The 24731-nt window shown below is 71.6% G+C and carries 22 protein-coding genes; 10 read left to right on the top strand and 12 right to left on the bottom strand.

What is annotated here, in order from left to right; all coding sequences use genetic code 11:
* Positions 1-4: 4 nt before the first annotated feature.
* Positions 5-778, top strand: a complete 774-nt coding sequence (locus IE278_RS34850; RefSeq protein ID WP_213089762.1) for a WD40 repeat domain-containing protein — start codon at positions 5-7, stop codon at positions 776-778.
* Here the strand turns inward: IE278_RS34850 and IE278_RS34855 are convergent.
* The 3 genes from IE278_RS34855 to IE278_RS34865 all read right to left on the bottom strand — a co-directional run bounded on the left by IE278_RS34855 (position 717) and on the right by IE278_RS34865 (position 3877).
* A complete protein-coding gene (locus IE278_RS34855) occupies positions 717-1310 on the bottom strand; it encodes a TetR/AcrR family transcriptional regulator (protein WP_189778461.1) in 594 nt (197 codons plus the stop codon). The two genes, IE278_RS34850 and IE278_RS34855, sit on opposite strands and share 62 nt — an antisense overlap.
* A 132-nt stretch (positions 1311-1442) precedes the next feature.
* Positions 1443-3113: a class I adenylate-forming enzyme family protein gene (locus tag IE278_RS34860; RefSeq protein WP_189778463.1), complete on the bottom strand. Its 1671-nt coding sequence runs from the start codon at positions 3111-3113 to the stop codon at positions 1443-1445.
* Positions 3110-3877, bottom strand: coding sequence for an SDR family NAD(P)-dependent oxidoreductase (locus IE278_RS34865; protein WP_189778465.1), 768 nt, complete (start codon positions 3875-3877; stop codon positions 3110-3112). The genes IE278_RS34860 and IE278_RS34865 overlap by 4 nt, the downstream gene beginning before the upstream one ends.
* Before the next feature lie 257 nt (positions 3878-4134).
* Between IE278_RS34865 and IE278_RS34870 the strand changes: the two genes are divergently transcribed.
* Positions 4135-5400 carry an exo-beta-N-acetylmuramidase NamZ family protein gene (locus IE278_RS34870; protein WP_189778468.1) on the top strand — a complete coding sequence of 422 codons (1266 nt, stop codon included), beginning with the start codon at positions 4135-4137 and terminating at the stop codon, positions 5398-5400.
* 278 nt (positions 5401-5678) lie between these two features.
* On the top strand, positions 5679-7049 hold the full coding sequence (locus IE278_RS34875; RefSeq protein WP_189778470.1) for a serine-threonine protein kinase: 1371 nt from the start codon (positions 5679-5681) through the stop codon (positions 7047-7049).
* Positions 7050-7089: 40 nt separating this feature from the next.
* Here the strand turns inward: IE278_RS34875 and IE278_RS34880 are convergent, their stop codons facing one another.
* Positions 7090-9879, bottom strand: coding sequence for a penicillin acylase family protein (locus tag IE278_RS34880; RefSeq protein WP_189778472.1), 2790 nt, complete (start codon positions 9877-9879; stop codon positions 7090-7092).
* A gap of 349 nt (positions 9880-10228) precedes the next feature.
* On the opposite strand from IE278_RS34880, the gene IE278_RS34885 reads away from it, so the two are divergent.
* Positions 10229-10837, top strand: a complete 609-nt coding sequence (locus IE278_RS34885; protein WP_189778474.1) for a hypothetical protein — start codon at positions 10229-10231, stop codon at positions 10835-10837.
* A gap of 45 nt (positions 10838-10882) precedes the next feature.
* Here IE278_RS34885 and IE278_RS34890 read toward each other — a convergent pair whose 3' ends face one another.
* The gene (locus tag IE278_RS34890) at positions 10883-11401 is read right to left on the bottom strand and encodes a hypothetical protein (RefSeq protein ID WP_189778476.1); all 519 of its coding nucleotides are present in this window, start codon (positions 11399-11401) and stop codon (positions 10883-10885) included.
* 56 nt (positions 11402-11457) lie between these two features.
* Between IE278_RS34890 and IE278_RS34895 the strand changes: the two genes are divergently transcribed.
* Together IE278_RS34895 and IE278_RS34900 are read left to right on the top strand one after the other, a co-directional pair.
* Positions 11458-12252, top strand: a complete 795-nt coding sequence (locus IE278_RS34895) for a 3-keto-5-aminohexanoate cleavage protein (protein ID WP_189778489.1) — start codon at positions 11458-11460, stop codon at positions 12250-12252.
* 97 nt (positions 12253-12349) lie between these two features.
* Positions 12350-13417 carry an RNA ligase (ATP) gene (locus tag IE278_RS34900; RefSeq protein ID WP_189778490.1) on the top strand — a complete coding sequence of 356 codons (1068 nt, stop codon included), beginning with the start codon at positions 12350-12352 and terminating at the stop codon, positions 13415-13417.
* A 44-nt stretch (positions 13418-13461) separates the two neighbouring features.
* Here the strand turns inward: IE278_RS34900 and soxR are convergent, their stop codons facing one another.
* Positions 13462-13986, bottom strand: a complete 525-nt coding sequence (gene soxR / locus IE278_RS34905; RefSeq protein WP_189778492.1) for a redox-sensitive transcriptional activator SoxR — start codon at positions 13984-13986, stop codon at positions 13462-13464.
* Between the two features lie 122 nt (positions 13987-14108).
* Between soxR and IE278_RS34910 the strand changes: the two genes are divergently transcribed.
* Positions 14109-14570 (top strand): MaoC family dehydratase, encoded by a 462-nt coding sequence (locus tag IE278_RS34910; RefSeq protein WP_189778494.1) that lies wholly within the window; start codon positions 14109-14111, stop codon positions 14568-14570.
* A gap of 310 nt (positions 14571-14880) precedes the next feature.
* Here the strand turns inward: IE278_RS34910 and IE278_RS34915 are convergent, their stop codons facing one another.
* The 3 genes from IE278_RS34915 to IE278_RS34925 all read right to left on the bottom strand — a co-directional run bounded on the left by IE278_RS34915 (position 14881) and on the right by IE278_RS34925 (position 17162).
* Positions 14881-15513, bottom strand: coding sequence for a TetR/AcrR family transcriptional regulator (locus tag IE278_RS34915; protein WP_189778496.1), 633 nt, complete (start codon positions 15511-15513; stop codon positions 14881-14883).
* Positions 15514-15602: 89 nt separating this feature from the next.
* Positions 15603-15890, bottom strand: coding sequence for a YiaA/YiaB family inner membrane protein (locus IE278_RS34920; RefSeq protein ID WP_189778499.1), 288 nt, complete (start codon positions 15888-15890; stop codon positions 15603-15605).
* 120 nt (positions 15891-16010) lie between these two features.
* The gene (locus IE278_RS34925) at positions 16011-17162 is read right to left on the bottom strand and encodes an acyl-CoA dehydrogenase family protein (protein WP_189778556.1); all 1152 of its coding nucleotides are present in this window, start codon (positions 17160-17162) and stop codon (positions 16011-16013) included.
* A 65-nt stretch (positions 17163-17227) separates the two neighbouring features.
* On the opposite strand from IE278_RS34925, the gene IE278_RS34930 reads away from it, so the two are divergent.
* The 3 genes from IE278_RS34930 to IE278_RS34940 all read left to right on the top strand — a co-directional run bounded on the left by IE278_RS34930 (position 17228) and on the right by IE278_RS34940 (position 20131).
* Complete coding sequence (locus IE278_RS34930) at positions 17228-17863, top strand: TetR/AcrR family transcriptional regulator (RefSeq protein ID WP_189778501.1); 636 nt, start codon at positions 17228-17230, stop codon at positions 17861-17863.
* Between the two features lie 172 nt (positions 17864-18035).
* Complete coding sequence (locus tag IE278_RS34935) at positions 18036-18758, top strand: ArsR/SmtB family transcription factor (RefSeq protein ID WP_189778503.1); 723 nt, start codon at positions 18036-18038, stop codon at positions 18756-18758.
* Positions 18759-19117: 359 nt separating this feature from the next.
* Positions 19118-20131: a DMT family transporter gene (locus IE278_RS34940; RefSeq protein WP_189778558.1), complete on the top strand. Its 1014-nt coding sequence runs from the start codon at positions 19118-19120 to the stop codon at positions 20129-20131.
* Between the two features lie 28 nt (positions 20132-20159).
* Here the strand turns inward: IE278_RS34940 and IE278_RS34945 are convergent, their stop codons facing one another.
* The 3 genes from IE278_RS34945 to IE278_RS34955 form a co-directional block, all read right to left on the bottom strand.
* The gene (locus IE278_RS34945; protein WP_189778505.1) at positions 20160-21242 is read right to left on the bottom strand and encodes a Zn-dependent alcohol dehydrogenase; all 1083 of its coding nucleotides are present in this window, start codon (positions 21240-21242) and stop codon (positions 20160-20162) included.
* Between the two features lie 90 nt (positions 21243-21332).
* Positions 21333-22721: an aldehyde dehydrogenase family protein gene (locus tag IE278_RS34950; RefSeq protein WP_189778507.1), complete on the bottom strand. Its 1389-nt coding sequence runs from the start codon at positions 22719-22721 to the stop codon at positions 21333-21335.
* A 655-nt stretch (positions 22722-23376) separates the two neighbouring features.
* A complete protein-coding gene (locus tag IE278_RS34955; protein ID WP_189778510.1) occupies positions 23377-24729 on the bottom strand; it encodes an ABC transporter ATP-binding protein in 1353 nt (450 codons plus the stop codon).
* Positions 24730-24731: the final 2 nt, after the last annotated feature.

Here is a 24731-nt window from a genome sequence, read left to right on the forward strand (position 1 = left end):
CCCCATGTGGGGGCGCGGGGAACCGCGCAATTTTCGGCATCGGCCCCCGATCGGGGGCGGGCGGCTCGTTGTTCGGCTTCGCGGTACTGGTGTCGTGCAAACAACCCGTGAAAAACGCTGGGCGACCGTGCGCCTGCGACAGGTCGTGCCCCGGCTGCGGGACGGCGCGACGGTGGTGGTGTGCACGCCGGGTCCGCGGCCGCTGGAGGGAGTGTTCGGTGCGGCTGGGCGGGCTCGCGGGCGTCACGGCCTCGTGGCCTTCGGTCCCGGCGGACGTCTCCTGGCCACGGCGGGCGACGACCGCCCCGCCCGGCTGTGGAACGTCACCGACCCGCGCAGGCCCCGCGAACTGGCCACCCTCGGCGGGCACAGGGACGCCGTGTGCGGGCCGGCGCCGAGCCCGGACGGGCGGACACTGGCCACCGGCAGCTGGGACCGCACCGCCCGTCCATGGGACATCGCCGACCCGCGCAGGACCCGCGAACTGGGCACCGTCAGCGGACACGGGGACCATGTGAACACGGTGACGTTCGGTCCGGGCGGCCGGACGCCGGCCAGCGGGAGCGCGGCCCGCACCGCCCGGCTGTGGCCGGACGGCCCCGGAACGCGTCGCGGACCGCGTGTGCCGGACCGACCGTCCCACGATCACCTCCGCCCAGTGGGCCGAGTACTTCGGCGACCTGGCCTACCGGCCCCCGTGCCGGTGACGGCGCGGCCTACGGCCGCAGCGCCCGCAGCAGGAGGTCGGCGAGGTGGTCGGCGACCTCCTGCTGGCTGAGCGGGCCGTCGGGCCGGTACCACGTGGACAGGTGGTGCACGGACCCGAAGTGGTAGTCGACGACGAGGTCCGCGGGGGTCTTCTTCGAGAAGACCCCCGCCTCCTGGCCCTCCTCGATCAGCGCGCGGAACCGCTCGTGGTACCGCCGCCGCTCGGCCCGCACCTGCTTGTTCTTCTCCGGACTCAGGTGGTGCATCGAGCGGAAGAAGATCGACGCGTCGTCGAGGTTGTCGATCGTCGTGACGACGACGTCGGCGGCGGCCCCCCGCAGCCGCTCCTCCACCGGCGCGTCGGCGTCCGCGAAGGAGTCGAGCCGCTCCTGCTGGACCCGCAGCACCCGCGCGTACACCTCGTGGAGCAGATCGTCCTTCGAGCCGAAGTAGTGGTACAGCGCACCCTTGGTGACACCGGCCGCCTCGACGATCTCCTGGACCGAGGTGCGGTCGTAGCCGCGCTCGGCGAAGAGCCGGGTGGCGGCGGCCAGCAGCCGCCTCGGAACGGGCGTGCCGTCCCCGTCCGTCGTCCTGGGCACTGCCGCCACCTGCCTTCCAGTGTTCTTCGTGTTGTTCACGTTGTAGAGGCCGTTCAGGGCGTTCCGGTTGCGCGCCGCCCTGTTCGTCCGCGTTGCTCCCCCGGGCCGTGGCCGGTCAGGGGCCGTCGTCGGCTAGGGGGCGTCGTGCGGACGGGAACGCAGTTCCCTCCGGAGGATCTTGCCACTGGCCGTCTTCGGCAGGTCGGGCAGGATCTCCACCTGGCGCGGGTACTTGTAGGCGGCCAGTCTCTCCTTGCAGTACGCGGCGAGTGCGGCCGGGTCCTCCGCCGCGCCGGGCCGCAGGCTGATGTACGCCTTGACGGTCTCGCCGCGATACCCGTCGGGCACCCCGACGACGGCCGCCTCCCGCACGGCCGGGTGGGTGTAGAGCACGTCCTCGACCTCGCGCGGCCACACCTTGAACCCGGACGCGTTGATCATGTCCTTCTTGCGGTCGACGACATAGAGCCAGCCGTCCGTGTCCATGAATCCGATGTCCCCGGTGCGCAGTTCCCCGTCCGGGAAGGTCTCCGCGGTGGCCTCGGGGCGCCGCCAGTAGCCGGGCACGACCTGCGGGCCGCGTACGAGGATCTCGCCCTGTTCCCCGAGCGGCACCTCCTGGCCGTGGTCGTCGACGATGCGTACGACGCCGTCGGGTCCGGGCAGGCCGACGGCGAGCGTCCCGGAGACCGGGTCGACCGGCGCTTCCAGGTGGGGCGGCACCGAGGCGCAGGGCGCGGAGCACTCGGTGAGTCCGTAGCCGTTGCGGATGTACGGACCGAAGCCCGCGCGGAACTTCTCGACGAGCGCGGGCGGCAGCGGCGCGCCGCCGGACGAGATGTTCACGAAGGAGGAGAAGTGGTCGGGCGTCACGGCCGGGTGCGCGGCCAGCGCCATGAAGGCGGTGGACGGGCCGACGGTGTAGTGCGGCCGGTGCTCGGCGAACGCGTCGAGCACGACCCCCGACTCGAAGCGGTACGCGAGGACGAGCGTGCCCCCGCTGTTGAGGCAGGCGAGGAACTGGCAGACCATCCCGGTGATGTGGAACAGCGGGGCCATCGCGAAGTACACGGGCGCCTCGGGCAGCGCCAGGCCCGTGCGCTGGCGCTCGGCGTTGTACATGACGTTGCCGTGCGTGTTGGTGGCCCCCTTGGGAGCGCCGCTCGTCCCCGAGGTGTAGCTGATCAGCGCGATGTCCGACGGGCCGGGGTCGCGGTCGGCGGGGGCCTTGTGGCCGGCCTTCGCGACGGTCGTCAGGTCGTCCGCGTCCGGTGCCTGCGGCAGCCGCTCGAAGGTCAGCACGCGTGCGTCGTCCCGCGTCTGGAAGTCCAGTTCGCAGCCGGTGAGCACGATGCGTACGGGCGAGTCGGCGGCCGTGTCGCGCAGATACGACTCCCAGGCGCGGTCGGCGCAGATCAGCGCCGCGACCTCGCCGTCGCGCAGGACGTGGGTCACCTCGCCGGACTTGTACATGGGGTTGACGGGCAGGACGGTCGCGCCGGCCTTCCAGGCGCCGAGGACGGCGAGCACGAAGAGCGGGCTGTTCTGCAGCAGGACGGCGACGCGGTCACCGCGCTCCAGACCGCGTTCGGCGAGGTGCCCGGCGACGGAGTCGCTCAGCTCGTCCACCTCTCGGTAGCTGAGCCGCCCGTCGAAGTAGGCGAGGAAGGCGCGGTCGGGGGTCTCGGCGACGGCCCGGCGCAGGGCGTGCACGGGCGAGTCGTCGGGGCTGACGGGGCCGCGCTGGGCCTCGTTCAGCAGAGCGACCCAGGGCCGGGCCGCGTACACGGAGGTGCTGGTCATCGCCCGTCCGCCTCCCACTTCTGCTGGATGTGGTTCATGTTCGTCAGCCAGCGCTCGGGATCGGCGGCGCGCGCCCGGTAGTACTCGGCGACCTCGGGGTGCGGAAGGATCAGGAAGCGGTCCTCCTCGATCCCCGCGAAGAGTGCGTCCGCGACGTCCTCGGGCTCGATGGCCGTGGGCTTGAGGACGAGGTCCCCGGCGCTGCCGGTGCCGGCGAGCATGTCGGTGCGCACTCCCTGCGGACAGATCGCGTGCACCTTCAGACCGCGGTGGCGGTACGTGAGGGAGAGCCACTCGGCGAAGGCGTACGCGCCGTGCTTGCTGACGCTGTACGGGGCCGCGCCGATCATGGTGAGCAGTCCGGCCGCCGAGACGGTGGACACGAAACGGCCGCTGCCGCGCTCCAGCCAGGCGGGGAGCAGCTCGTCGGCCGCCCGGACGTGCGCCATCACGTTCACGTCCCAGGCGAGCTCCCAGACCCGCGCGGGGGCCGCCTCGGAGCCACCGGAGGGCAGCCCCGCGTTGGCGCAGTAGACGTCGACGGTGCCGCCGAGGGCGTCCCGGGCGTCGGCCACGATCGCGGAGGCGTCGCCGGGCACCGCGATCCCGCCGATCTCCTCGGCGACGGCCGCGGCCTTCACCGCGTCCAGGTCGTTGACCACGACCCGGGCCCCCGCGGCGGCGAACCGCCGGGCCAGCGCGGCCCCGATCCCCCCGCCCGCCCCGGTGACGACGACTCCGGCATCCTGCATGGCTTCCACCATCGGTCTCCTTCGACACGACGACATCTCTGCACAGCTCCCATCAGACTAACCGGTCGGTATGCCCCCCGAAAGAGCCCCGCAAGAGGCGCGGGGAACGGCGCAGCCCTCGCCCGTCAGGGGCGCGGGGAACGGCGCAGTCTTTTCGCTTTCAGGGGCGCGGGGAACGGCGCGACCAGCCACAGCGGCGCCGCGGCTTACGAACAACCGGCGGAAGCCATACCGTGCCAGTCCCAGCCTTCCGAGTTCACGGAGGTCACATGCGCCGCCTGTCCAGACGAAGTCTCCTCGCCGCCACCACGACGGCAGCCGCGGTCTCGGCGACCCCGCCCGCCACCGCCACGGCCGCCGCGGCCACCCCCGCCCCGGAGGGGACCCGCCGCCTCCGCACCGGCTTCGAACGCCTCGCCGCGAACGGCTACTCCCTCCTGGAAGGTGAGCGCGTCGGCATTGTCACCAACCCGACGGGCGTCACCAGGGACGCCCGCCACATCGTGGACGTGACGCACGCCGACGACCGCGTGAACCTGGTGGCCGTCTTCGGCCCGGAGCACGGCTTCCGCGGCACCGCCCAGGCCGGCGGCTCCGAGGGCCGCTACGACGACCCGGCGACCGGCCTCCCCGTCTACGACACCTATCTCAAGAGCGGGCAGCCCCTGGCCGACATCTTCACGGCCTCCGGCGTGGACACGGTCGTCTTCGACATCCAGGACGCGGGCGCCCGCTTCTACACGTACATCTGGACGCTGTACGACTGCATGGACGCGGCCAGGATCGCGGGCAAGCGGTTCGTGGTGCTCGACCGGCCGAACCCGGTGACGGGCCGCGGTGCGTACGGGCCCGTGCTGCACAAGGAGTTCGCGACGTTCGTCGGGCGGGAGCCGATCTCGCAGGCGCACGGGATGACCGTCGCGGAGCTGGCGCGGCTGTTCAACGGGGAGTTCCTCGCGGAGCCGGTGCCCTTGGACACCGTGCTGATGTCGGGCTGGCGGCGGTCGGACTTCTACGACGCCTCGGGGCTGCCGTGGGTGCCCCCGAGCCCGAACATGCCGACGCCCGACACCGCTCTCGTCTACTCGGGCACCTGCCTCTTCGAGGGGACGAACCTGTCGGAGGGGCGCGGCACGACCCGCCCGTTCGAGCTGCTCGGCGCGGAGGGCATCGACCGGCGGTGGGCCGCCGAGGCCGGACAGCTCGGCCTGCCCGGAGTGCACTTCAGGGAGGCGTACTTCGCCCCCACCTTCTCCAAGTTCCAGGGCAGGACGGTCGGCGGGGTGCAGCTCCACGTCCACGACCGCGTCGCGTACGACCCCGTACGGACCGGGATCGCGCTGCTGGTGACCGCCAAGCAGGTCTGGAGCGGGTTCGCCTGGCGGCCGGACAACTGGATCGACAAGCTGACGGGCTCCACGCTGGTGCGCACGATGATCGACGCGGGCGCGACGGCCGACGAGGTCGTGGCGGGCTGGCAGGACGAACTGGCCGCGTTCCGGCGCGTACGCAAGGAGTACCTCCTGTACCGCTGAGACACCCCGGGCACCGCTGAGACGTGCCCCGGGACACCTCCGGAACGCCTCCGGGGTATCGGCCGAAAGCCCGCACCCCGGCCGCCCCCGGCCGCCCCCGGCCGTCCGCGGCATCCCACCCGCATCGGATCCCCTATCCTGGACCACCCGTTCTGGATCAACTGCTGAGACATGAGTTCGGGCTGGTCAGACTGGACGTGGCCCCTGGCCAACTCCCCCGGTCGGCGGGACGATTACGTGCACATCGCACGGGTTGCGGAGGCCTAAGGGGGCTTGTCATGGCGGATCCTGAAGTGGGCGTGACTCCCTACTGGGAGCTGACGTTCGACGCGGACGGCGATGTGGACGCACGGCAGCGCGACCGGCTGCTGCGAGAGGTGGTGGACCGGGGCGTCAAGGACCTGATCGTGTTCGCGCACGGCTGGAACAACGACCGCCCCACGGCGACCCGGCTCTACAGCCGCTTCTTCGATCCCCTGCCCGCCCTCGCGCCGAACGCCCGGCTCGGGTACGTGGGCGTGGTGTGGCCGTCGATGCGCTTCGCCGACGAGCCGATCCCCGACCTCGGGCGGAGTGTCACCGCGGTGTCCGTGGGCCCGGCGCTGGACAAGGACACACGTGCCGCCCTGCTGACGGCCTTTCCCGGCCGGGCCACCCTGATCGACCAGATCGCCCGGATGCTCGACCAACAGCCCGAGGGCGACGCCGCGTTGGAGGAGTACGGGCGACTGGTGCGGCTGCTCGTCGAGTTGCGGCCCGAGGCGCCGGGCGCCGCGTTCACCGCGGACACCCTGCCGGATGCCCCGCTCGCCGCGAACACCCTCACGGATTCCGCGTCCCCGCCCGGCGCTCCGAGCGAGCCGCGGATGTTCCTCGGGGACACCGCGCGGACCTGCCGGGAGTTCGCGCGGGCCCTGGCGGAGGACGCCGACGCCGAACTCACGGCGGACAGGGCGCAGGCCGCGCCCCGTCTCGCGCGTGTCTGGGGCGGGGCACACGAACTGCTGCGCCAGGCGACGTACTTCGCGATGAAGCGACGCGCGGGCGCGGTCGGCGAGCGCGGCCTCGGGCGGATGATCGGGCGGCTCGCCCAGGCGGCGCCCGGGGTGCGGGTGCATCTCGTGGGGCACAGCTTCGGCGGGCGTCTGGTGTCGTTCGCGCTGCGCGGGCTGCCCAAGGGAGTGCGGACCGTGAAGTCCGTGACGCTCCTCCAGGCGGCCTTCTCGCACTACGCGTTCGCGGCGCGGCTCCCGCACGACGTACGGGACAACGGGGTGCTGCACGGGCAACAGGACCGTATCGACGGGCCGTTGGTCTGCTGCTTCTCCCGTTTCGACTCGGCGCTCGGCACGATCTACCCGCTGGCCTCCCGGACGGCGGGCGACGACCGCACCGCCGCCGAAATCGCCCTTCCCCGTCTTCTCGGGCCCAGGTGGGGCGCGTTGGGGCACGGCGGGGTGCGGGCGGTGTCCGGCACGAAGACGTTCACGCTCGCCGAAGCGCTGCGGACGAGACTGCCCGCCTCGGGGTGCGTGAACATCGACGCGTCCGCGGTGGTGCGGCGGGGCGGCGCCCCGGCGGGCGCCCACAGCGACATCTGCCACCGGGAACTGGCCCAGGTGGTACTGGCGGCGGGCCGCATCCGCTGACCCGCCGCCGTACGCACCTCAAGGTGTCACCGGCGCGGACTCACCGATGTGAGGTGAACTCCACGACCTGCTGGTAGGTCGGCCGGTTCTGCCAGCTGATCCTGCCGTGCTTGATACCGCCCAGCGTCCGCTGGTTGATCGAGTCGGCGCACCACTGGTCGCCCGCCGAGCAGAGGTCGTCGCCCGGGTAGACCTGGGCGGCGGTCCGGCCTGCCGCGGTCTTGAGCGTGCTGATCAGGATGTCCCGGCAGGCGCCGAGGCTGCCGCCGCCGCAGTACGGCTTGGCGAGAGGGCCCTGCACCGGTTCACCGAGCACCGCCCGGATGTCCTTGTGGACATAGCTCCACCAGCCGTACTGGAAGGAGCTGCCGGCATGCGATCCGGTGGGCCCGTGTCCCGCCGAAGGGGCCTCGTCCACGGGGAGGTTGGCGGTCATGGCGGTGTAGAGGTCGCTGCCGAGACCGGGTTCGAACTCGGCCTTCACCAGCAGCGGCCACCAGGCGTCGAGGAGGCGGATCGCGTCGGCGTTGGCGTACGCCTTCGAACCGGCCGAGGTCTCCTTGCGTTTGGCGCCCGCCGTGACCCAGTCGGACAGCTTCGTCACCGCCGCCGCGGCCGTCGTGTCGGTGACCGGCGAGCTCTTGACGACCTGGAGCAGCTTCGGCAGTACGTCCTCGGCGCGCAGGTCGGCCAGCGCCGCGTCGGCCATCGCCCTGGTGAGGGACGCCCTGGTCACCCCGCCCGCGGTCACCAGCCTCTTCACCCGGTCCTCCAGGAGGTTGCCGCGGTGGACGGAGCCGTTGCCCCAGGAGGCCGTGGTGTAGTCCTTGGCCTGCTTGTTGTTCCAGGAGATGTAGTAGTCCTGGTCGATCGAGTTCGGGTGCGCGGACGGCGGGGTGTAGTCGGCGGTGTTCGTCGTCGGCGTCCAGTTCCGCCACTCGTACGCCGGCTGCGCCCAGACGGGGAACTCGGCGTCGACGCCGCCCGCGCGTACGGGATTGTCGCCGCTGTTGTAGTAGGCGGTGTGCTGCGCGTCGGCGTAGAACCAGTTGAAGGTGAAGTTGATGTGCTGCACCGCCGTCTGGAAGGTCTGCGGACTCTTCACGTGGTCGGGGTCGTTGAGCATCTGGAAGCCGATGATCGAGTCGGCCTCGTGCATGAAGGAGGAGCGCAGCGTGGTGTACGCGACCTTCTTGCCGTCGACCGTGGCCCGGTGGGTGACGGGCCCGTACTTGGTGCGCCAGACCTGCATCCGGTAGGAGCCCGCGGGGGTGCTGTCGGCGGTGGTGGGCTTCCAGGCGTTGGTCTGCTCGATCTTCTCCATGGCCGTGCAGGTGCCGCGGTACAGGTAGTGGGTGTCGTCCTGGCACAGCTCGACCGCGTAGGTGTCGATGATGTCCTGGCCGGAGGTGGTGGCGCTCCACGCGTAGTCCTGGCCGCGGCCGAGTTCGACGTACATGCTCAGGCCCGCGAAGGAGGCGCCGCGGGCGCTGAGTCCCGGACCCTGGATCTCCTGGAGCATGAGCAGCTGTGGCGCGAAATAGCCGGTCTGCGGTCCGAAGACGGCGATGGGGTGGCCGCTCGCGGTGGACCTGCCGCTCACCACGAGGGCGTTGGACATCCCGCGCTTCGCGGAGCTGAGGGCGCTCGCCGTCGCCGAGGCGGTCGTTCCGGTGGCGGTGGAGGTGGCCGCGCTGCCGGTGCGGTCGTAGACCAAGGGTTCCTCGGTCACCGTGCCCGCGGTGGGCAGTGCGGCGCCCTGCGGGGTGGCCGGCTTGGTGGCGTACGGGAAGCTCTCGCCGTTGTGGACGGTGAGCACGGCCTCGGGGTCGTTGCGCTCGCGGAAGGACTCCCAGACCTTGGTGCCCTCCTCCACGCCGTACTTGGACTGGGCGGCGAGCAGGGAGATGGCGTTGTTGACCTCGCCGCCGCCCCCGGAGCCGAAGAGCGCGCCGATGACGGAGGCCAGCGCGACCAGGTCGGTCTCCTTGAAGTGCTCGATGGTCCCGGCGTTGGTGATGGAGTCCTTGTGGCCGGTCAGGACGTACTCGCCGGGGAAGTAGCGGCCGCTGTCGGAGGCGTCTATGTAGGCGTTGATGCCGGCGAGGTAGGCCCTGACGTCGGCGAGGGCCTGCTGGCCGCGGGCGCCGTTGGTGGCGACGGCACTGTCGATCTGGGCCTGCAGATCCGCCTCGGTGTACGGGGCGTGGCGCCAGAACTCCTGTTCCAGGCCCTGGTTGGAGGGGGCGCCGCCCGCGAAGGGGGTCAGTTTGCCGCGCCCGACGTGCCGGAAGACGTCCATCAGCCAGAGCCGGTCCTGGGCGGCGGCGTAACCGGCGCCGAACTCGGTTCCGTACCGGGTGGTGCCTGTGATGTGCGGCACACCGGTCTTCTTGTCGCGGACGATCGTCACGTCGGTACGTCCGGCGGGCTTGAGCGTGGACTCGACCTGGTCCGCCGCCACCCCGAACGAGGCGTCCCTGAAGAAATCATTAATTTTGGCGTCGGTGAGCGCGGGGTAACCGGACGCCAGATTCGCGTAGGGCGCCAACTGGTCGTCCGCGTGGGCGGGCTGCGTGCCGAAGGCCTGGTTGAGAAGGATCTCGGCGAGGGTCGCGTTGCCGTTCTGACCTGCCGGAAGAATGTCCGAGCACTGGCTGCCGCAGTAGTCGTTCGGCGCTGCGGCGGGGGTGTCGGCGGCGACCGCCTGGGAAAGCGGTGACAAAAGACCGGCAATGAGAACGCATACCGAGGCGCCCATGAGGAACTTGGGGAATCTACGGGGAGTTCTCAGTCTGTCGAGGATGGTGCGTGGGATACGCCGAGGCATGGCTGACTCCTCACGACGGGGGTGGGCCGGACGTTACCGCCGGTATCCCCGTGTTTGAAGATGAACATGCGTCACTTTTGGCGCCGGAGGGGCCCAGGGAATGTGACGACAGACCCTGGGAGCCCCGCCGGGGCCGCCGTCCGTCACCGGACGACGGCCGGGAATGAGCCGACAGACGGCCGACAACCGTCTTGCGGATGGCCGATTACCGGCTGATTGGCGGTTTTATGGCGGTCGCCGAAAAACAGATGGAGCCGAATCGCGTGTCGATACGTCTATTCGGCGACGTCCTTACGACGACGCCGAAGTGACCGAAGTACAGGTGCAGGTGTGACGGAGGTGCAGGGCGATGGCGGGATTCCGCAGTCTGGCGAGACAGGTGCGCGACCCGAGGAGCGATCTGGCACTGCGGCGCTATTCACTGCGCAAGTGCCTTGAGAGGTTCGCTCCTTACGGTCACCGGGCGACCTGGGACCATCTGTGCTCCCGGGCCGGGTTCGACCCCGAGGACCGGTCCCCCGATCCGGTGCGGCTCGTGGCCGCACTGGACGAACTGGAGGCGGCCCGCTCCGTCTGGCTCACCTACGAGGCCGGGTTCGCCCAGCGCCGCAAGAAGGAGAAGCACGACGGTCTGCGCTCCCCCGGCAGCGTGGACGACTGGCACCGGCTCACCTGGGGCGGCTTCGGGGTCGCCTGGTGCGACGACCCCACGGTCCATCCCCATGAGCCGCTGGCCGAGGTGCTGCGCCGGCTGATCGCCGCCCTGGAGCGGGAACCAGGCGCCGTCTGCCCCGTCTGCTCGGGCGAGCGCCTCGTCTGGAAGTACGACCTGGCCCACGAACCGTCCTCCGGCCCGGTCTGCACGGCCTGCGGAATCGTGGTCCCCCGACCGGTCCTCACCGCCGAGGCGCTGGCGGAATGCCGCCGGGGACGCCTCCTCATGGCGGTCGCGGGGTAGCGGCACCGGGGGTGCGCCGGAGGAGCCGCACCCCCGGGTACACGCTTACGGAACCTTGACGTCGGTGTGGATGGCCAGCTTGAACTCGACGCACATCAGCGGCGTGGAGATCTTCGCGTCCCCCGCGCCGCGCACGGACACCTTCAGGCCGACCGGTGTGCCCGGGTGGACGAACATCTGCCACATGTAGGTCCGGTACTGACCGCCCCGGGTGGGCGCGTAGTCGGTGGTGGCGGTCGAGTCGTAGCGTGCCGCCGTGAGGTTCAGCGGGTCGCGCACGAAGCGCGCCCGGTATTCGAGACCCGCGGCGTCCGGCTCCCAGAACACGAGCGCCGACAGGACGCCCCAGCCGTCGTGACTCGGCCAGATCAGCCCCGAGCGGACGTCGGGGAACGCCGAGGTGACGCCGTCCTTCTCCGGGTCGTGCATGTTCCAGCGGTCGTACTGCTCCTCGCCCGTGACGTACGGGAAGCGCACGAGGTGGTACCCGTCACTGTCGTACGTGATCCGCTGGGCCCCCGTGCGCGCGGCTTCCCACTTGAGCGAGCAAATGGCCAGGCTCATCGCCTGTTCCCCTTTCGATCTCCGGATTGTCGGTGCCGCCTGGCACCATCGGGGGCATGGTCCAGGTCTGTGTGAACGGGGGGCGCGGGTCCGGCGACGGGGCACTCGTGCCGTTGTCGCCGAAAGCGATGGCCGGCTCCGCGGCGGAAGCCGTCGCGGCCGGGGCGTCGGACATCCATGTGCATCCCAAGTCCCCTTGTGGAGAAGACACGCTGTCGGCGAAGGCGGTTGCGGCCACCCTGGACGAAATCCGTTCACAGGTGGACGTTCCCGTCGGAGTGACCACCGGCGCCTGGGCCGAGCCCGACCCCGCGGCCCGCGTCGCACGCGTCCGTGAGTGGAGCGTCCTGCCCGACCACGCGTCGGTCAACTGGCACGAGCCGGGCGCCGAGGAAGTGGCCGCGGCGCTCCTGGAGCGGGGCATGGGCGTCGAGGCGGGCATCTGGTCCGGCACGGACGGGGCGGCGCGGTTCGCGGCGTCACCGCTGGGGCCGCGGGTACTGCGCGTCCTGGCGGAGGTGACGGACCCGGATCCGGAGACGGCCGAAGACACGGCCCGCGAACTCCTGGCCGCTCTCGGCACCACGCACGGCCGCCCCGCCCTGCTGCACGGCGAGGAGGGCGGCACCTGGCCCGTACTGGACCTCGCCGCGCGCCTCGGGCTTGCGACCCGGATCGGCCTGGAGGACACGCTGACCCTGCCGGACGGCCGACGGGCCACGTCCAACGCGCAGTTGGTGACGGAGGCGCTGGCCCGGTACGGGTCCGGGTACAGGTCCGGGTCCGGGTCCGGGTCCGCATACAGATTCGGGTCCGGGTCCGGGGCAGGACCGTCCAGCCGACGGCCATAGCAGCCCCAAAACCCGTCGCTCCACCCCTTTCCCGTACGGACAGTTGGAGGCGATGAGACCAGGCTGAGCACCGTGTGAGACCCCGAGGAGCCCCACCATGTCGACGCTGCGCGTCACCGCCGAAGTGCTGACCGTCCACGAGCACCCGAACGCCGACGCGCTCGAACTGGCCCAGGTCGGCCTGTACCGGGCGGTGGTCGCCAAGGGCGCGTACCGCACCGGCGAGAGCGCCGTCTACATCCCGGAGCAGTCCGTGCTGCCGCGGGAACTGATCGAGGAGCTGGGACTGACCGGGCGGCTCGCGGGCAGCGGCTCGGACCGGGTGAAGGCGGTCCGGCTGCGCGGCGAGCTGTCACAGGGGATCGTCTGCCGGCCCCGCGCACTGGCCGACATGGACCTGACGCGGGCCGCGGCGGAGGGCACGGACTTCGCTGAGCTGCTGGGCGTCACCAAGTGGGTGCCTCCGATACCCCCCACCATGGACGGCGAGATCGAGTCGGCCCCCGACCTGCTGCCCTGGGTCGACATCGAGAACGTCCAGCGGTATCCCGGCATCTTCGCCCCCGGCGAGGAAGTGGTCCTGACCGAGAAGCTGCACGGCACGGCCTGCCTGCTCACGTACTTCGCCGGGGACGGCCGCGTCCAGGTCTCCTCGAAGGGCTTCGGCGCCAAACGCCTGGCCCTGAAGGAGGACCCGCGCAACCTGTACTGGCGCGCGGTCCACGGCCACGGGGTCGCGGCGGTCGCCGCCCGGCTGGCCGAGCGGCTCGGGGCCCGCCGCGTCGGCGTCTTCGGCGAGGTGTACGGGGCGGGCGTACAGGACCTGACGTACGGCGCCGACGGCCGCCGCGAGACGATCGGTTACGCGGTGTTCGACGTGTCCGCGGAGATCGACGGTGAGGTCCGCTGGCTGGACGCGGCGGACCTGCTCACCGGCGAACTGCCGCTCGTGCCACGGCTGTACACGGGCCCGTACGACATCCGGCGGGTACTGGAACTCGCCTCCGGCCGCGAGACCGTCTCGGGGCAGGGGATCCATCTGCGCGAGGGCGTCGTCATCCGGCCCGCCACCGAGCGGTACAGCCCGGTGACCGGCGGCCGGGCCGTGGCGAAGGCGGTCAGCCCGGCGTATCTGACGCGCAAGGGCGGCACGGAGTACGAGTGACGGGGCGCCCGGGGCGCCGGCCGCCCGAGGGCCCGGGGATTGCCTCAGCGGCAGTTCCCGGCCTCCGGCCGCTCGTCGGGCTGCTGCTCCGCGGCCCGGCGTCCGCGCTGTCCGCCGCGCTCCACCATGAGGCGGGAACCGCTCTGCCGTTCGCCGAAGACGTCGTCGGGGTTGGACAGGACGCAGTTCTCCAGGGAGAGGCAGCCGCAGCCGATGCAGTCCGTGAGGTGGTCCCGCAGGCGGCCCAGCTGTTTGATGCGCTCGTCGAGTTCGGAACGCCAGGCCTCCGAGAGCCGGGCCCAGTCCTCCCTGGTGGGGGTGCGCTCCTCGGGGAGTTCGGCGAGAGCGTCGCGGATCGTGGCCAGCGGGATACCGACGCGCTGCGCGGCCCGTACGAAGGCGACCCGGCGCAGGGCGTCACGGTGGTAGCGGCGCTGGTTGCCCGCGGTGCGACGGCTGCTGATCAGGCCCTTGGACTCGTAGAAGTGCAGGGCCGAGACGGCGGCTCCACTGCGGGCCGACAGCTGGCCGACCGTGAGTTCATGGATCTTCTCGGGAATCTGGGGCACCCCTCGAACCCTACCCAGCCCGTCACCCCTCCGGTCCGTTGACAGGGAACCTCGCTGCGACCATGCTAAGCAGTTGCTTAGGGGTAGTGCCCGGAAACGCAGCGACGCGAAAGGCCAGGGACATGGCAGAGCCGAGGATCTTCACGTCCGCCGACGAACTGAAGGCGGCGGTGGGTGAGCAGTTGGGGTACAGCGACTGGGTGGAGGTCGACCAGAAGCGGATCGATCTGTTCGCCGAGGCCACGGGTGACCACCAGTGGATCCATGTGGACCCGGAGAAGGCGGCGAGCGGTCCCTTCAGGACGACCATCGCGCACGGGTATCTGACGTTGTCGCTGCTGCCGCTGTTCGGACCTCAGCTGATCGCGGTCGAGGGCGTGAAGATGGGCGTCAACTACGGGACGAACAAGGTCCGTTTCCCGGCTCCGGTGCCGGTGGGTTCGCGGCTGCGCGCCACGGCGAAGATCACGGCGGTCGACGAGGTGACGGGTGGGCTGCAGGTGGCTGTCGCCTTCACGGTGGAACGCGAGGGCGGAGAGAAGCCGGTCTGTGTGGCGGAGTCGGTGTCTCGCTACTACTTCTGACGGGACGGCTCCCCTGCCGCCAGGTGGGGGCCAATCGCGCAGTTCCCCGCGCCCCTAGGGGACTGCGGGACCGCCCAGCCACAATGGCACCGCAGCGGCCCCCGCATTCAAGGGGCGCGGGGAACTGCGCACCCAGCCACGACCGGCCCGCAGACGACACTCGGCCAGCGGCAGCCGCCTCCAAGGGGCGCGGGGAACTGCGCAGCCCAGCCACGACGGACCCGCAGACCACACCCGGCCAGCGGCAACCGCCTCCAAGAGGCGCGGGGAACTGCGCGGTCAGGCATAACGGGGCGTGGAGGGCGTCGTCCTACGCGTGGGGGTGGGAGCCGACCATTCTCAGGACCAGGTCCGCGTACAGGGCGCCGACCATTTCCGGCGTACGGGGACCGTCCACGTTGAACCACCGGGCCACATCGATGCACAAGGACAGCACCGCGAGCGTGGTACCAGGCACGTCCGGGACGTCGAAGTCCCCCGAGGCAACCCCGTCCTCGATGATCGCCCGCACCTCCGCATCGACCTGCCGACGCAGACCGATGATCTCCGCACGGGCATCGGCCCCGAGCGAGTCCAGCTCGTACTGCACGACCCGCGCGGTCGTACGCCCCCCGGCGTGCCACCGCACGAAAGAGCTGACCGCGTCGGCGAGCCGCTCGGTCGGGCTCCCCTCGCGGGCGCCCGCTGTCCGCAGGATGTCGAGCGCCTTCTCATGCCCGATCCTGCTGATCCGGTGGAGCAGCTCTTCCTTCGTCTTGTAGTGGATGTAGAGCGCGGCCGGACTCATCCCCGCCCGCCCCGCGATGTCACGGGTGGTCGTCGCGTGGTACCCGCGCTCGGCGAAGGCCTCCACCGCGGCGACGAGCAGCCGCCTGGCCGCGTCAGGGGTGACCTCGGCCCACGGCTGCAGTTCGCCGCCGGCCGTCTCCTCCGCCGTACTCATCGCTCGTTCGCCCCTTCCAGTGACAGAACGAACACCATACCTCCGAAACTGAGCGAGCGCTTAGCGCGCCCGTTCGGGGCAGCCCGCACTCACATCTTGTCGAAGGGGTCGTGCTCGGCGAGGAGCTTCTCCAGGCGGGCCTGGTCGACCCGGCTGACGATCTGCCCGGCCTCCTGCCGGTCCCGGATCACCTTGGCGAGGGTGAACGCCGAGGTCACGAGGTACAGCACGGCGATCCCCAGGAAGGCCCGTACCCAGGCGTCCGCCTCCAGCCGGAAGATGCCGATGGCGGTGGCGACGATGGCGACCGCGAAGGAAAGGACAGCCTGCCCGTAGAAGGCCGCGGTGGACTGCTGCTTGACCTGTGTCTCACTCATGCGACCAGCGTCGGCGGAGGCGGCCGGAACCACATCCGCTCACCTACTCACGTCACGTACTCAGAAGCCGGAAGCCGGAAGCCAGAAGCCGGAAGTCGGAAGTCGGAAGCCGGACGGAAGTCAGAAAGCCGAGACCCCGGTCAGCGCGCGGCCGATGACCAGCTTCTGTATCTGGCTGGTGCCCTCGTAGAGCGTCATGACCCGGGCGTCACGCAGCAGCTTCCCGACGGGGTACTCGTCGATGTAGCCGTAGCCGCCGAAGACCTGGAGCGCGTTGTTCGCGGCGCGCACCGCGGCCTCCGAGGCGAAGAGCTTGGCCTTCGAGGACTCGGTGGCGAACGGCTCCCCGCGGTCGACGAGGTCCGCGACGCGCCAGGTGAGCAGCCGGGCCGCGTCCACGTCCACGGCGATGTCGCTGAGCAGTTCCTGGACGAGCTGGTGGCGGGCGATGACCTTGCCGAACTGCTCGCGCTCGGTCGCGTACGCCACGGCGGCGTCCAGCGCGGCCTGGGCGATGCCCACGCAGCCCGCCGCCACCGACATCCGGCCCTTGGCCAGCGCGGACATGGCGACGGCGAAGCCCTTGCCCTCGGGGCCGAGCATCGCCGAGGCGGGTACGCGGACGTCCTCAAGGGTCAGTTCGGCGGTGGCCTGGCCGCGCAGTCCGAGCTTGCCGTGGACGGTGCGGCGGGTCAGCCCGGGGCTGTCGGTGGGCATGAGGAAGGCGGAGACGCCCTTGTGACCGGGGGCGTCGGTCGAGCGGGCGAAGAGCAGGACCACGTCCGCCCAGGTGCCGTTGGTGATGAACATCTTGCTGCCGTTGATGACGTAGTCGCCGCCGTCGCGGACCGCCTTCGTGGACAGGTTGCCCGCGTCGGAGCCGGTGCCCGGTTCCGTGAGGCCGAAGCAGCCCACGTAATCGCCGGAGGTGAGCCCCGGCAGCCACCGGCGCTTCTGCTCCTCGGTCCCCCAGGACGCGATGGTCTTGGCGACGAGTCCGAGCGAGACGGAGACGATGCCGCGGACCGAGGAGTCACCCCGGCCCAGTTCCTCCGTCACCAGGCAGTACGCGAGGTGGTCGCCGCCGGAGCCGCCGTACTCCTCGTCGACGGTCAGGCCGAGGAAACCGACCTCGCCGAGCTTCTTGACGATGGATCGGTCGACGTCCTCCGCGCGGTCCCAGGCGATCACGTTCGGGGTGATCTCGCGCGCGACGAAGTCCCTGGCCAGCCGTCGGACGGCGGTCTGCTCCTCGCTGAGTTCCAGGTTCACTGTGATCAACCCCTGCTTTTAATTAGCACTGCTAGTTTCTGGTCCGCAGCCCTACTATGTGGGCCATGGCCCGACCGCGCAAGCCCCTCCTCAGCACCGACCGCATCGTCGCGGCGGCCCGGACCCTGGTGGACGCGGAGGGGCTCGCCGCGGTCTCCACGCGGCGGCTGGCGGCGGAGCTGGGGGTGAGCGGGCCGTCCCTCTACAACCACTTCCGTACGAAGGACCAGATCCTGGAGGCGGTCGCGGACTCCGTGAGCGCGCAGGTCGACCTGTCGATGTTCGAGGACGGGCGGGACTGGCGGACCGCGCTGCACGACTGGGCCGTGTCCTACCGGGCGGCCCTGCGCGACCACCCGAACATCGTCCCGGTCCTCGCCCGCGGCCCCGGACGGCGGCCGGCCGGGCTCCGGCTCGCCGACGCGGTCTTCGGGGGGATGGTCGCGGCGGGGTGGCCCGCGGCGCAGGCGACGTCCATCGGGGCGCTGATGCGGTACTTCGTGATGGGGTCCGCGTTGTCGTCGTTCGCCGGGGGGTTCGTGGACGACGAGACGGCGTACGATCCCGCGGACTATCCGCATCTCGGGCAGGCGCATCTGCTGGCCGAGCAGCAGGAGAAGATCGACGAGCGGGCGTTCGAGACGGGGCTCACCGCGTTGCTGGACGGATTGGCGTTGCAGTACGGGGCGCTGCGGGGGTAGTCGCTTCGCGGGCGGGTTGGTTCGGGGGGCGGGTGGGGCTGGTCGCGCAGTTCCCCGCGCCCCTGCACCCCTGCGCCCCTGGAAAGCAGAAGACTGCGCCGTTCCCCGCGCCCCTTGCAGGGGCGCCCATCGTTCGGCGGTGGCCGAAGTGTGGGTCGCTCATGCTGGGTGCATGACCACCTCACTCAGCGGGGCGCGTACCGGGGCCGCCCGGCTCGCCGCCCTCGCCTCTCTGGCCGCCGACGAGACCCGGGCCGGGTTTCTGCTGGCATTGCTCGACGGGCGGGCCTGGACCGCCGGGGAACTGGCCCGGCACGCCGGGGTCGCCGCCTCGACGGCCAGCGAGCACCTGGGCAAGCTGGTCGCGGGCGGGCTCCTCGCGGAGGAGCGGCAGGGGCGGCACCGGTACGTACGGCTGGCCGACGCCCGGGTCGCCCAGCTCGTCGAGGACCTCGCCGCCCAGGTCTCCCCCACGGCGGCCGCACGGCCGCGCACGCTGCGCGAGGCCGGTGCCGGCAGCGCGATGGCCCGGGGCCGCACCTGCTACGACCATCTGGCCGGCCGCCTCGGCATCGCGGTCACCGACGCGCTCACCGGCCTCGGGCTGCTCCGCCAGGACACCGGTTTCGCGCTCACGGACGAGGGCGTGAACTGGTTCGAGGGTGTCGGCATTCCCCTCGTACGCACCGGCCAGCGCCCGCTCGCCCGCGCCTGCCTGGACTGGACGGAACGCCGCCCCCACCTCGCCGGCATCGCAGGCGCCGCCCTGTGCCAACACGCCCTGAACGCCAACTGGTGCACCCGAATCGGCTCGGAACGAGCCGTCAAGGTAACGGAAAAGGGAGAGCAAGCGCTCTCCCAACTCCTGGGAATCCAGGCAGACACGCTGCGATGAGCCCGCAGGCTTCCAGGGACGCGGGGGCGACGGCCCGGGGCACACCCTCGTCCTTCACGCGCGCAAGGACGAGGGCCCGAGGCGCACTCCGCTTCAGGGGCGCGAGGACGACGGCCCGCGGCACACCCCGGCCTTCACGCGCGCGAGGGCGAAGGACCGGAGCGCGCCCTCGTCCTTCATCGTCCCTCGCCCGCGCGACGATGAAGGACCGGGGCGCAGCCCCGTTCTTCAGGGGCGCGGGGAACTGCGCGCCCAGCCTCCACCGGCCCGCAGGCACCACACCGGCCCCCGGAGACAGGGGCGTCCGGTCCGAAATCCGCGAGCCCTTTCACCCCACCCCGCCTAACCTCTGGAACGTGATGACTTCCCTCCCCGCCGGCCGCAGGACCGACCTACTCGCAGCCACAGCGGCCGGCGTCACCGTGTTGCTGTGGGCCTCCGCCTTCGTCTCCATCCGCAGCGCCGGCGAGGCCTACTCCCCCGGCGCGCTGGCGCTCGGCCGGCTGCTCGCCGGAGCGCTGGTCCTGGGAGCGATCTGCCTGGTACGCCGGGAAGGGCTCCCCGCGCGAGGGGCCTGGCCGGGGATCGTCGTGTCCGGGCTGCTCTGGTTCGGCCTGTACATGGTGGTCCTCAACTGGGGCGAGCAGAAGGTCGACGCGGGCACCGCCGCCCTCGTGGTGAACATCGGGCCGCTGATCATGGCCCTGCTCGCCGGCTGGCTGCTCAAGGAGGGCCTGCCGTCGCGCCTGCTCGCCGGAATGGCCGTCTCCTTCGTCGGCGCGGCGGTCGTCGGCCTGTCGATGTCGGGCGAGGGCAGCGCCTCCGTGCTCGGCGTACTGCTCTGCCTGCTCGCCGCGGTCGCGTACGCGGGCGGTGTGGTCGCCCAGAAGCCGGCCCTGCGGCACGGTTCCGCGCTCCAGGTGACGACGTACGGGTGTGTGATCGGCGCGGTGGCCTGTCTGCCGTTCGCCGGGCAGCTGGTCTCCGACGCCCGGGACGCCCCGCTGTCGGCGACCCTCAACATGGTGTACCTGGGCGTCTTCCCGACCGCGCTCGCCTTCACCACCTGGGCGTTCGCACTGGCGCGTACGACGGCCGGGCGGATGGGAGCCACGACGTACGCGGTGCCCGCGTTGGTGGTGCTGATGTCGTGGGTGGCGCTCGACGAGGTGCCGGGCTGGATCACGCTCGTCGGGGGCCTCGTGTGTCTCGCGGGCGTGGCGGTGTCGCGGTCCGGGCCCCGGGCCGGGACGACAGCCGCGTCCTCAACGGAAGCTCCCGTGACGGAGGCTCCAGTAACGGAAGCCCCGGTCACGGAAGCTTCCGCCACAGCCGTCGCCGCCGCGCCCGAGCCCCGGTCGGACAAGGCTTAGCCGAGGCGGGGCCGATCCTCCGGCCCCCCTAGAACATCACCAGCGCGCGACCGCCCTTGCCCGCCAGCATGTTGTCGAACGCCGCCGGGATGCCGTCCAGGGCGATCCGTTCCGTGACGAGGGCGCTCAGGTCCAGCCGTCCGGCCCGGACGTGTTCGGCGAGGATCGGCAGATCGCGGGCGGGGTCGGAGTTGCCGTACACGCAGCCGGCGAGGGTGCGGCCCCAGTGGAAGATCTCCAGGGCGTTGAAGGTGACCTGCTGGTCCTTGCCGCCGATGCCGACGACCGTCGTACGGCCGCCCCTGCGGGTGGACTCCCACGCGGTACGGATCGTGACGGCGCGGCCCGCGCACTCCACGGCCACGTCCACGCCCTGCTTGCCGGTGAGTCCCCGGATCTCGCGGGCCGTGTTGTCCGAGGCGATCACGTACTCGGTGGCTCCGGCGGCGCGGGCCAGGGCCTCCTTCTCCGGTGACACGTCGACCGCCACGACGGTGGAGGCGCCGGCGATCCGGGCGGCCTGGAGCGCCGCGAGTCCCACCCCGCCGACCCCGAAGACGGCCACGGTCTCGCCGGGCCGGACCTGGGCCGAGTAGTGCACGGCCCCGTAGCCGGTGAGGACGGCGCAGCCGAGCAGGGCGGCGTCCGCGAGCGGGATACCGGCCGGCGCGGGCAGTACGCAGTCGGCGGCCACCACGGTCTCCTCGGCGAACGCGGCGACGTTCAGGCCGGGGTGGAGGTCCGTTCCGTCGGAGGAACGGTGTGCGTAGACGTTCGCGGCCCCGGCCAGCGCGTTGGCGCAGAGCCACACCTCGCCGAGCGAGCAGGCGTGGCAACTCCCGCAGGAGGGCGCCCAGTTGAGGACCACCTCGTCGCCGGGTGCGACATGCCCGACCCCGGGGCCGACGGAGACGACCGTCCCCGCTCCCTCGTGGCCGAGGACGGCGGGCACCGGCAGCCGCATGGTGCCGTTGGTCAGTGAGAGGTCGGAGTGACAGACCCCGGCGGCGGCGAGGCGGATCCTCACCTGTCCGGGGCCGGGTTCCGGCAGGTCGATCTCGGTGATCTCCAGGGGAGCCCCGACGGCGGGCAGCACAGCGGCGCGGGTCATGACGTACAACGCTCCTAGGACTCTGGAACTGCAGAACTGGAGGGACTCGGTCAGAACTGACGGGGATCGGTCAGAACAGGATGGACTCGGTCAGAACTGGAGGGACTTGGTCTGGAGGTACTCGGACAGGCCGTGCGAGCCGAGTTCGCGGCCGACGCCCGACTGCTTGTAACCGCCGAAGGGGGCCCGGGGGTTGAAGCGTCCGCCGTTGATGTCCACCTGTCCGGTGTCGAGGCGGCGCGCGAAGGCCACCGCCTCCGACTCCTCTCCGGCCCAGACGGCTCCCGCGAGCCCGTACACCGTGCCGTTGGCGATGCGGAGCGCGTCCGCCTCGTCCTCGTACCGAATGATCGACAGGACCGGGCCGAAGATCTCCTCCTGGGCGATCGCCATCTCGGGGGTGACGTCCGCGAAGACGGTGGGGCTGACGAAGTAGCCCTGCGGCTGCGGGGATTCGGGGCCGCCGGCGACGAGCCGCGCGCCGTCGCTGACGCCCTTCTCGATGTAGCCGCGCACGCGTTCCTGCTGCTTGGCGTTGACGACCGGGCCGATGCGCTCGCCGTACTTCGCGGCGGCGTCGGCGGCCAGGGTCACGGCCTCTTCGTACTGCGAGTCGTGCACCAGCATGCGGGTCCAGGCGCTGCATGTCTGGCCGGAGTTGGACATCACGTTGGCGACGCCGACGTTCACGGCCTTGGCGAGGTCCGCGCTCGGCAGGATGACGTTGGCGGACTTGCCGCCCAGTTCGAGGGCGACGCGCTTGACGGCCGCGCCCGCCGTCGCGCCGATCTGCCGGCCGACGGCGGTGGAGCCCGTGAAGGAGACCAGGTCCACACCCTCGTGCTCGGCGAGTGCCTGGCCGGCGACCGGGCCCAGGCCGGTGACGAGGTTGAAGACACCGGCCGGTACGCCCGCTTCGTGGACCGCCTCCGCGAAGAGCTGCGCGGTCAGCGGGGTGTCCTCGGCGGGCTTGAGCACGACCGTGCAGCCGGCCGCGAGGGCGGGGGCGACCTTGGCGACGATCTGGTGCAGGGGGTAGTTCCAGGGGGTGATGGCGCCGACGACGCCGACGGGTTCGAGGTAGACGGTCGAGTTGCCGACCTTCTCCTCGAAGGCGTACGAGGCGGCGAGGTCGGCGTACGAGCCGGCGACCGCGATGGGGGCGCCGACGTGTACGGCCTGGGAGAACTTCAGCGGTGAGCCGAGTTCGGCGGTGACCGTCTCGGCGATCTCGTCCTTGCGGGCGACGAGGACGTCGCGGAGGGCGCCGATGCGGGCGGCGCGTTCTTCGGGCGGGGTGGTGGCCCAGGCCGGGAAGGCGGTGCGGGCGGCGCGTACGGCCGCGTCCACGTCCTCGATCGTGCCGGCCGGGACGTGGGCGATGACCTGTTCGTCGGCCGGGTTCACGACGGCGATCGTGTCCGTCCCGGCTGCGGGGCGCCAGGCGCCGTCGATGTACATGCCGTCGTGTGCCTTCATGGAGTCCTCCCGGGGTGGGGCGTCATCGTCCTTGCCCCCAACCTAACTGTCGCCCGCGCTACAAACTAGCGCTGTTAGTTTTCACCCACCAGGGGTGGGGCTGCGGCGGGGTTGTTGGCCCTCGGGGGGTGCGGGTCCATCGTGCTTACCCGCGCCGTTCCCCGCGCCCCTGGGTGGGTGGGGGCTGGCCCCAAATGACGGGTGCGGGTACCTCGCGGTCACCCGCGCCGTTCCCCGCGCCCCGGGTGAGTGGAGGCTGACCCGAAACGACGGGTGCGGGTACCTCGCGGTCACCCGCGCCGTTCCCCGCGCCCCGGGTGAGTGGAGGCTGACCCGAAACGATGGGTGCGGGTCCATCGTCGTTGCCCGCGCCGTTCCCCGCGCCCCTTAGGGGGTGGGGGTGCGTCGGGATTGCTCGTCTCTCTGGGAGCGCGGGTTCATCTTTTAGGGGCGCGGGGAACTGCGCAGCCAGCCACAGCCCACCCGCACCTGCCGACATGCGCCAAGCCCCACCCACCTCAGGGGCGCGGGGAACTGCGCAGCCAGCCGCAGCGCGCCCGCGCCCGGTAGCGCACGCCCAGCCCCACTCACCCCCAGGGGCGCGGGGAACTGCGCAGGTGGTGGCTCGCGGGAGGGGGCAGCCGTTCACGAGGGGTCAGGACTGTAAGTCCGGGAGGTGGGTCGGGGTGGGGGAGATGCGTATGCCGTCGTGGTCGAAGACGAACAGGTGGGCGAGGTCCACCAGGAGCGGCACCTGCATGCCCGGCCGAAGCGCGTGATCCGGCGTCGTACGCACGATGAGGTCCCCCGGCAACCGCGCCTCCCCCGACAACGGCTCCGCCGGCCGCGCAGGCCCCGCGTCCCCGGGATGCTCCAGCACCACGACGGGCCCCGCCCGCAGCGCCCCCGCCGCCCGCCCCCGCAACCGGTCGAGAACCCCGCCCTCCCGCCGGCGCCGCCCACCCGGCCGGGACACCGGACGTGGCGCCTCCAGATCCGGTACGAGCGCCGGCTGCGAACCGGTGTCGAGATGGACCAGCACCTCGTGCCCCTGGAACTCCACATGCTCGACGAGCCCGCTCATCGCCACCTCCCCGGGCCGGGCCCGCGTGGGCCGGGCGAGGCGTACGGCCTCCGAGCGCAGCCCGACGATGACCTCACGCCCCTGCTGCACCCGGAGCAGCCGGTGGTCCGGGGAGAGGGGTTCGGGGAGGACCAGTGCCTGGCGGCCCAGACCGATCGACATGGCCCCGTCGAGCGGGGCGAGGACGACACCGCGGAGCAGGTTGATCCGGGGAGTGCCGATGAACGCGGCTACGAAGACGTTCTCCGGCAGCGCGTACACCGTCCGCGGGGTGTCGACCTGCTGGAGCACGCCACCGCGCAGGACGGCCACCCGGTCGCCGAGCGACATCGCCTCCGCCTGGTCGTGGGTGACGTACAGCGTCGTGACGTCCAGATCCCGGGTGAGCCGGGCTATCTCGGCCCGCAGATGGCTGCGCAGCTTGGCGTCCAGGTTGGCCAGCGGCTCGTCCATCAGGAAGGCGGACGGGTGCCGGGCGATGGCCCGGCCCATGGCCACGCGCTGGCGTTCCCCGCCGGAGAGCTGGTGGGGGAACCGGTCCAGCAGGTCCTCGATGCCGAGCATCCGTGCCGTGGCCTGCACCCGCGGCCCCGGATCCCGGCCGGGATCCTCGATCCGCAGGGGGAAGCCGATGTTCGCGCGGCTGTTCATGGTCGGGTAGAGCGCGTAGTTCTGGAAGACCATCGCCATGTCCCGCTCGGCGGGCGCGAGATGGTTGGCGTACTCCCCGTCGAGCCGCACCTCTCCCTCGGTGGGCTCCTCAAGTCCGGCGATCATCCTCAGCACGGTCGACTTGCCGCAGCCGGAGGGGCCGAGCAGCACCAGGAACTCGCCGGGCTCGATGTCGAGCGACAGCCGCTGCACCACACGGACGCCTTGCGTGTAGGACTTGCTCACCTGGTCGAGAGAGACGGCACGTGGCATGA

Source organism: Streptomyces tauricus (assembly GCF_014650955.1).
In the GTDB taxonomy this organism is placed as follows: Bacteria; Actinomycetota; Actinomycetes; order Streptomycetales; family Streptomycetaceae; genus Streptomyces; species Streptomyces tauricus.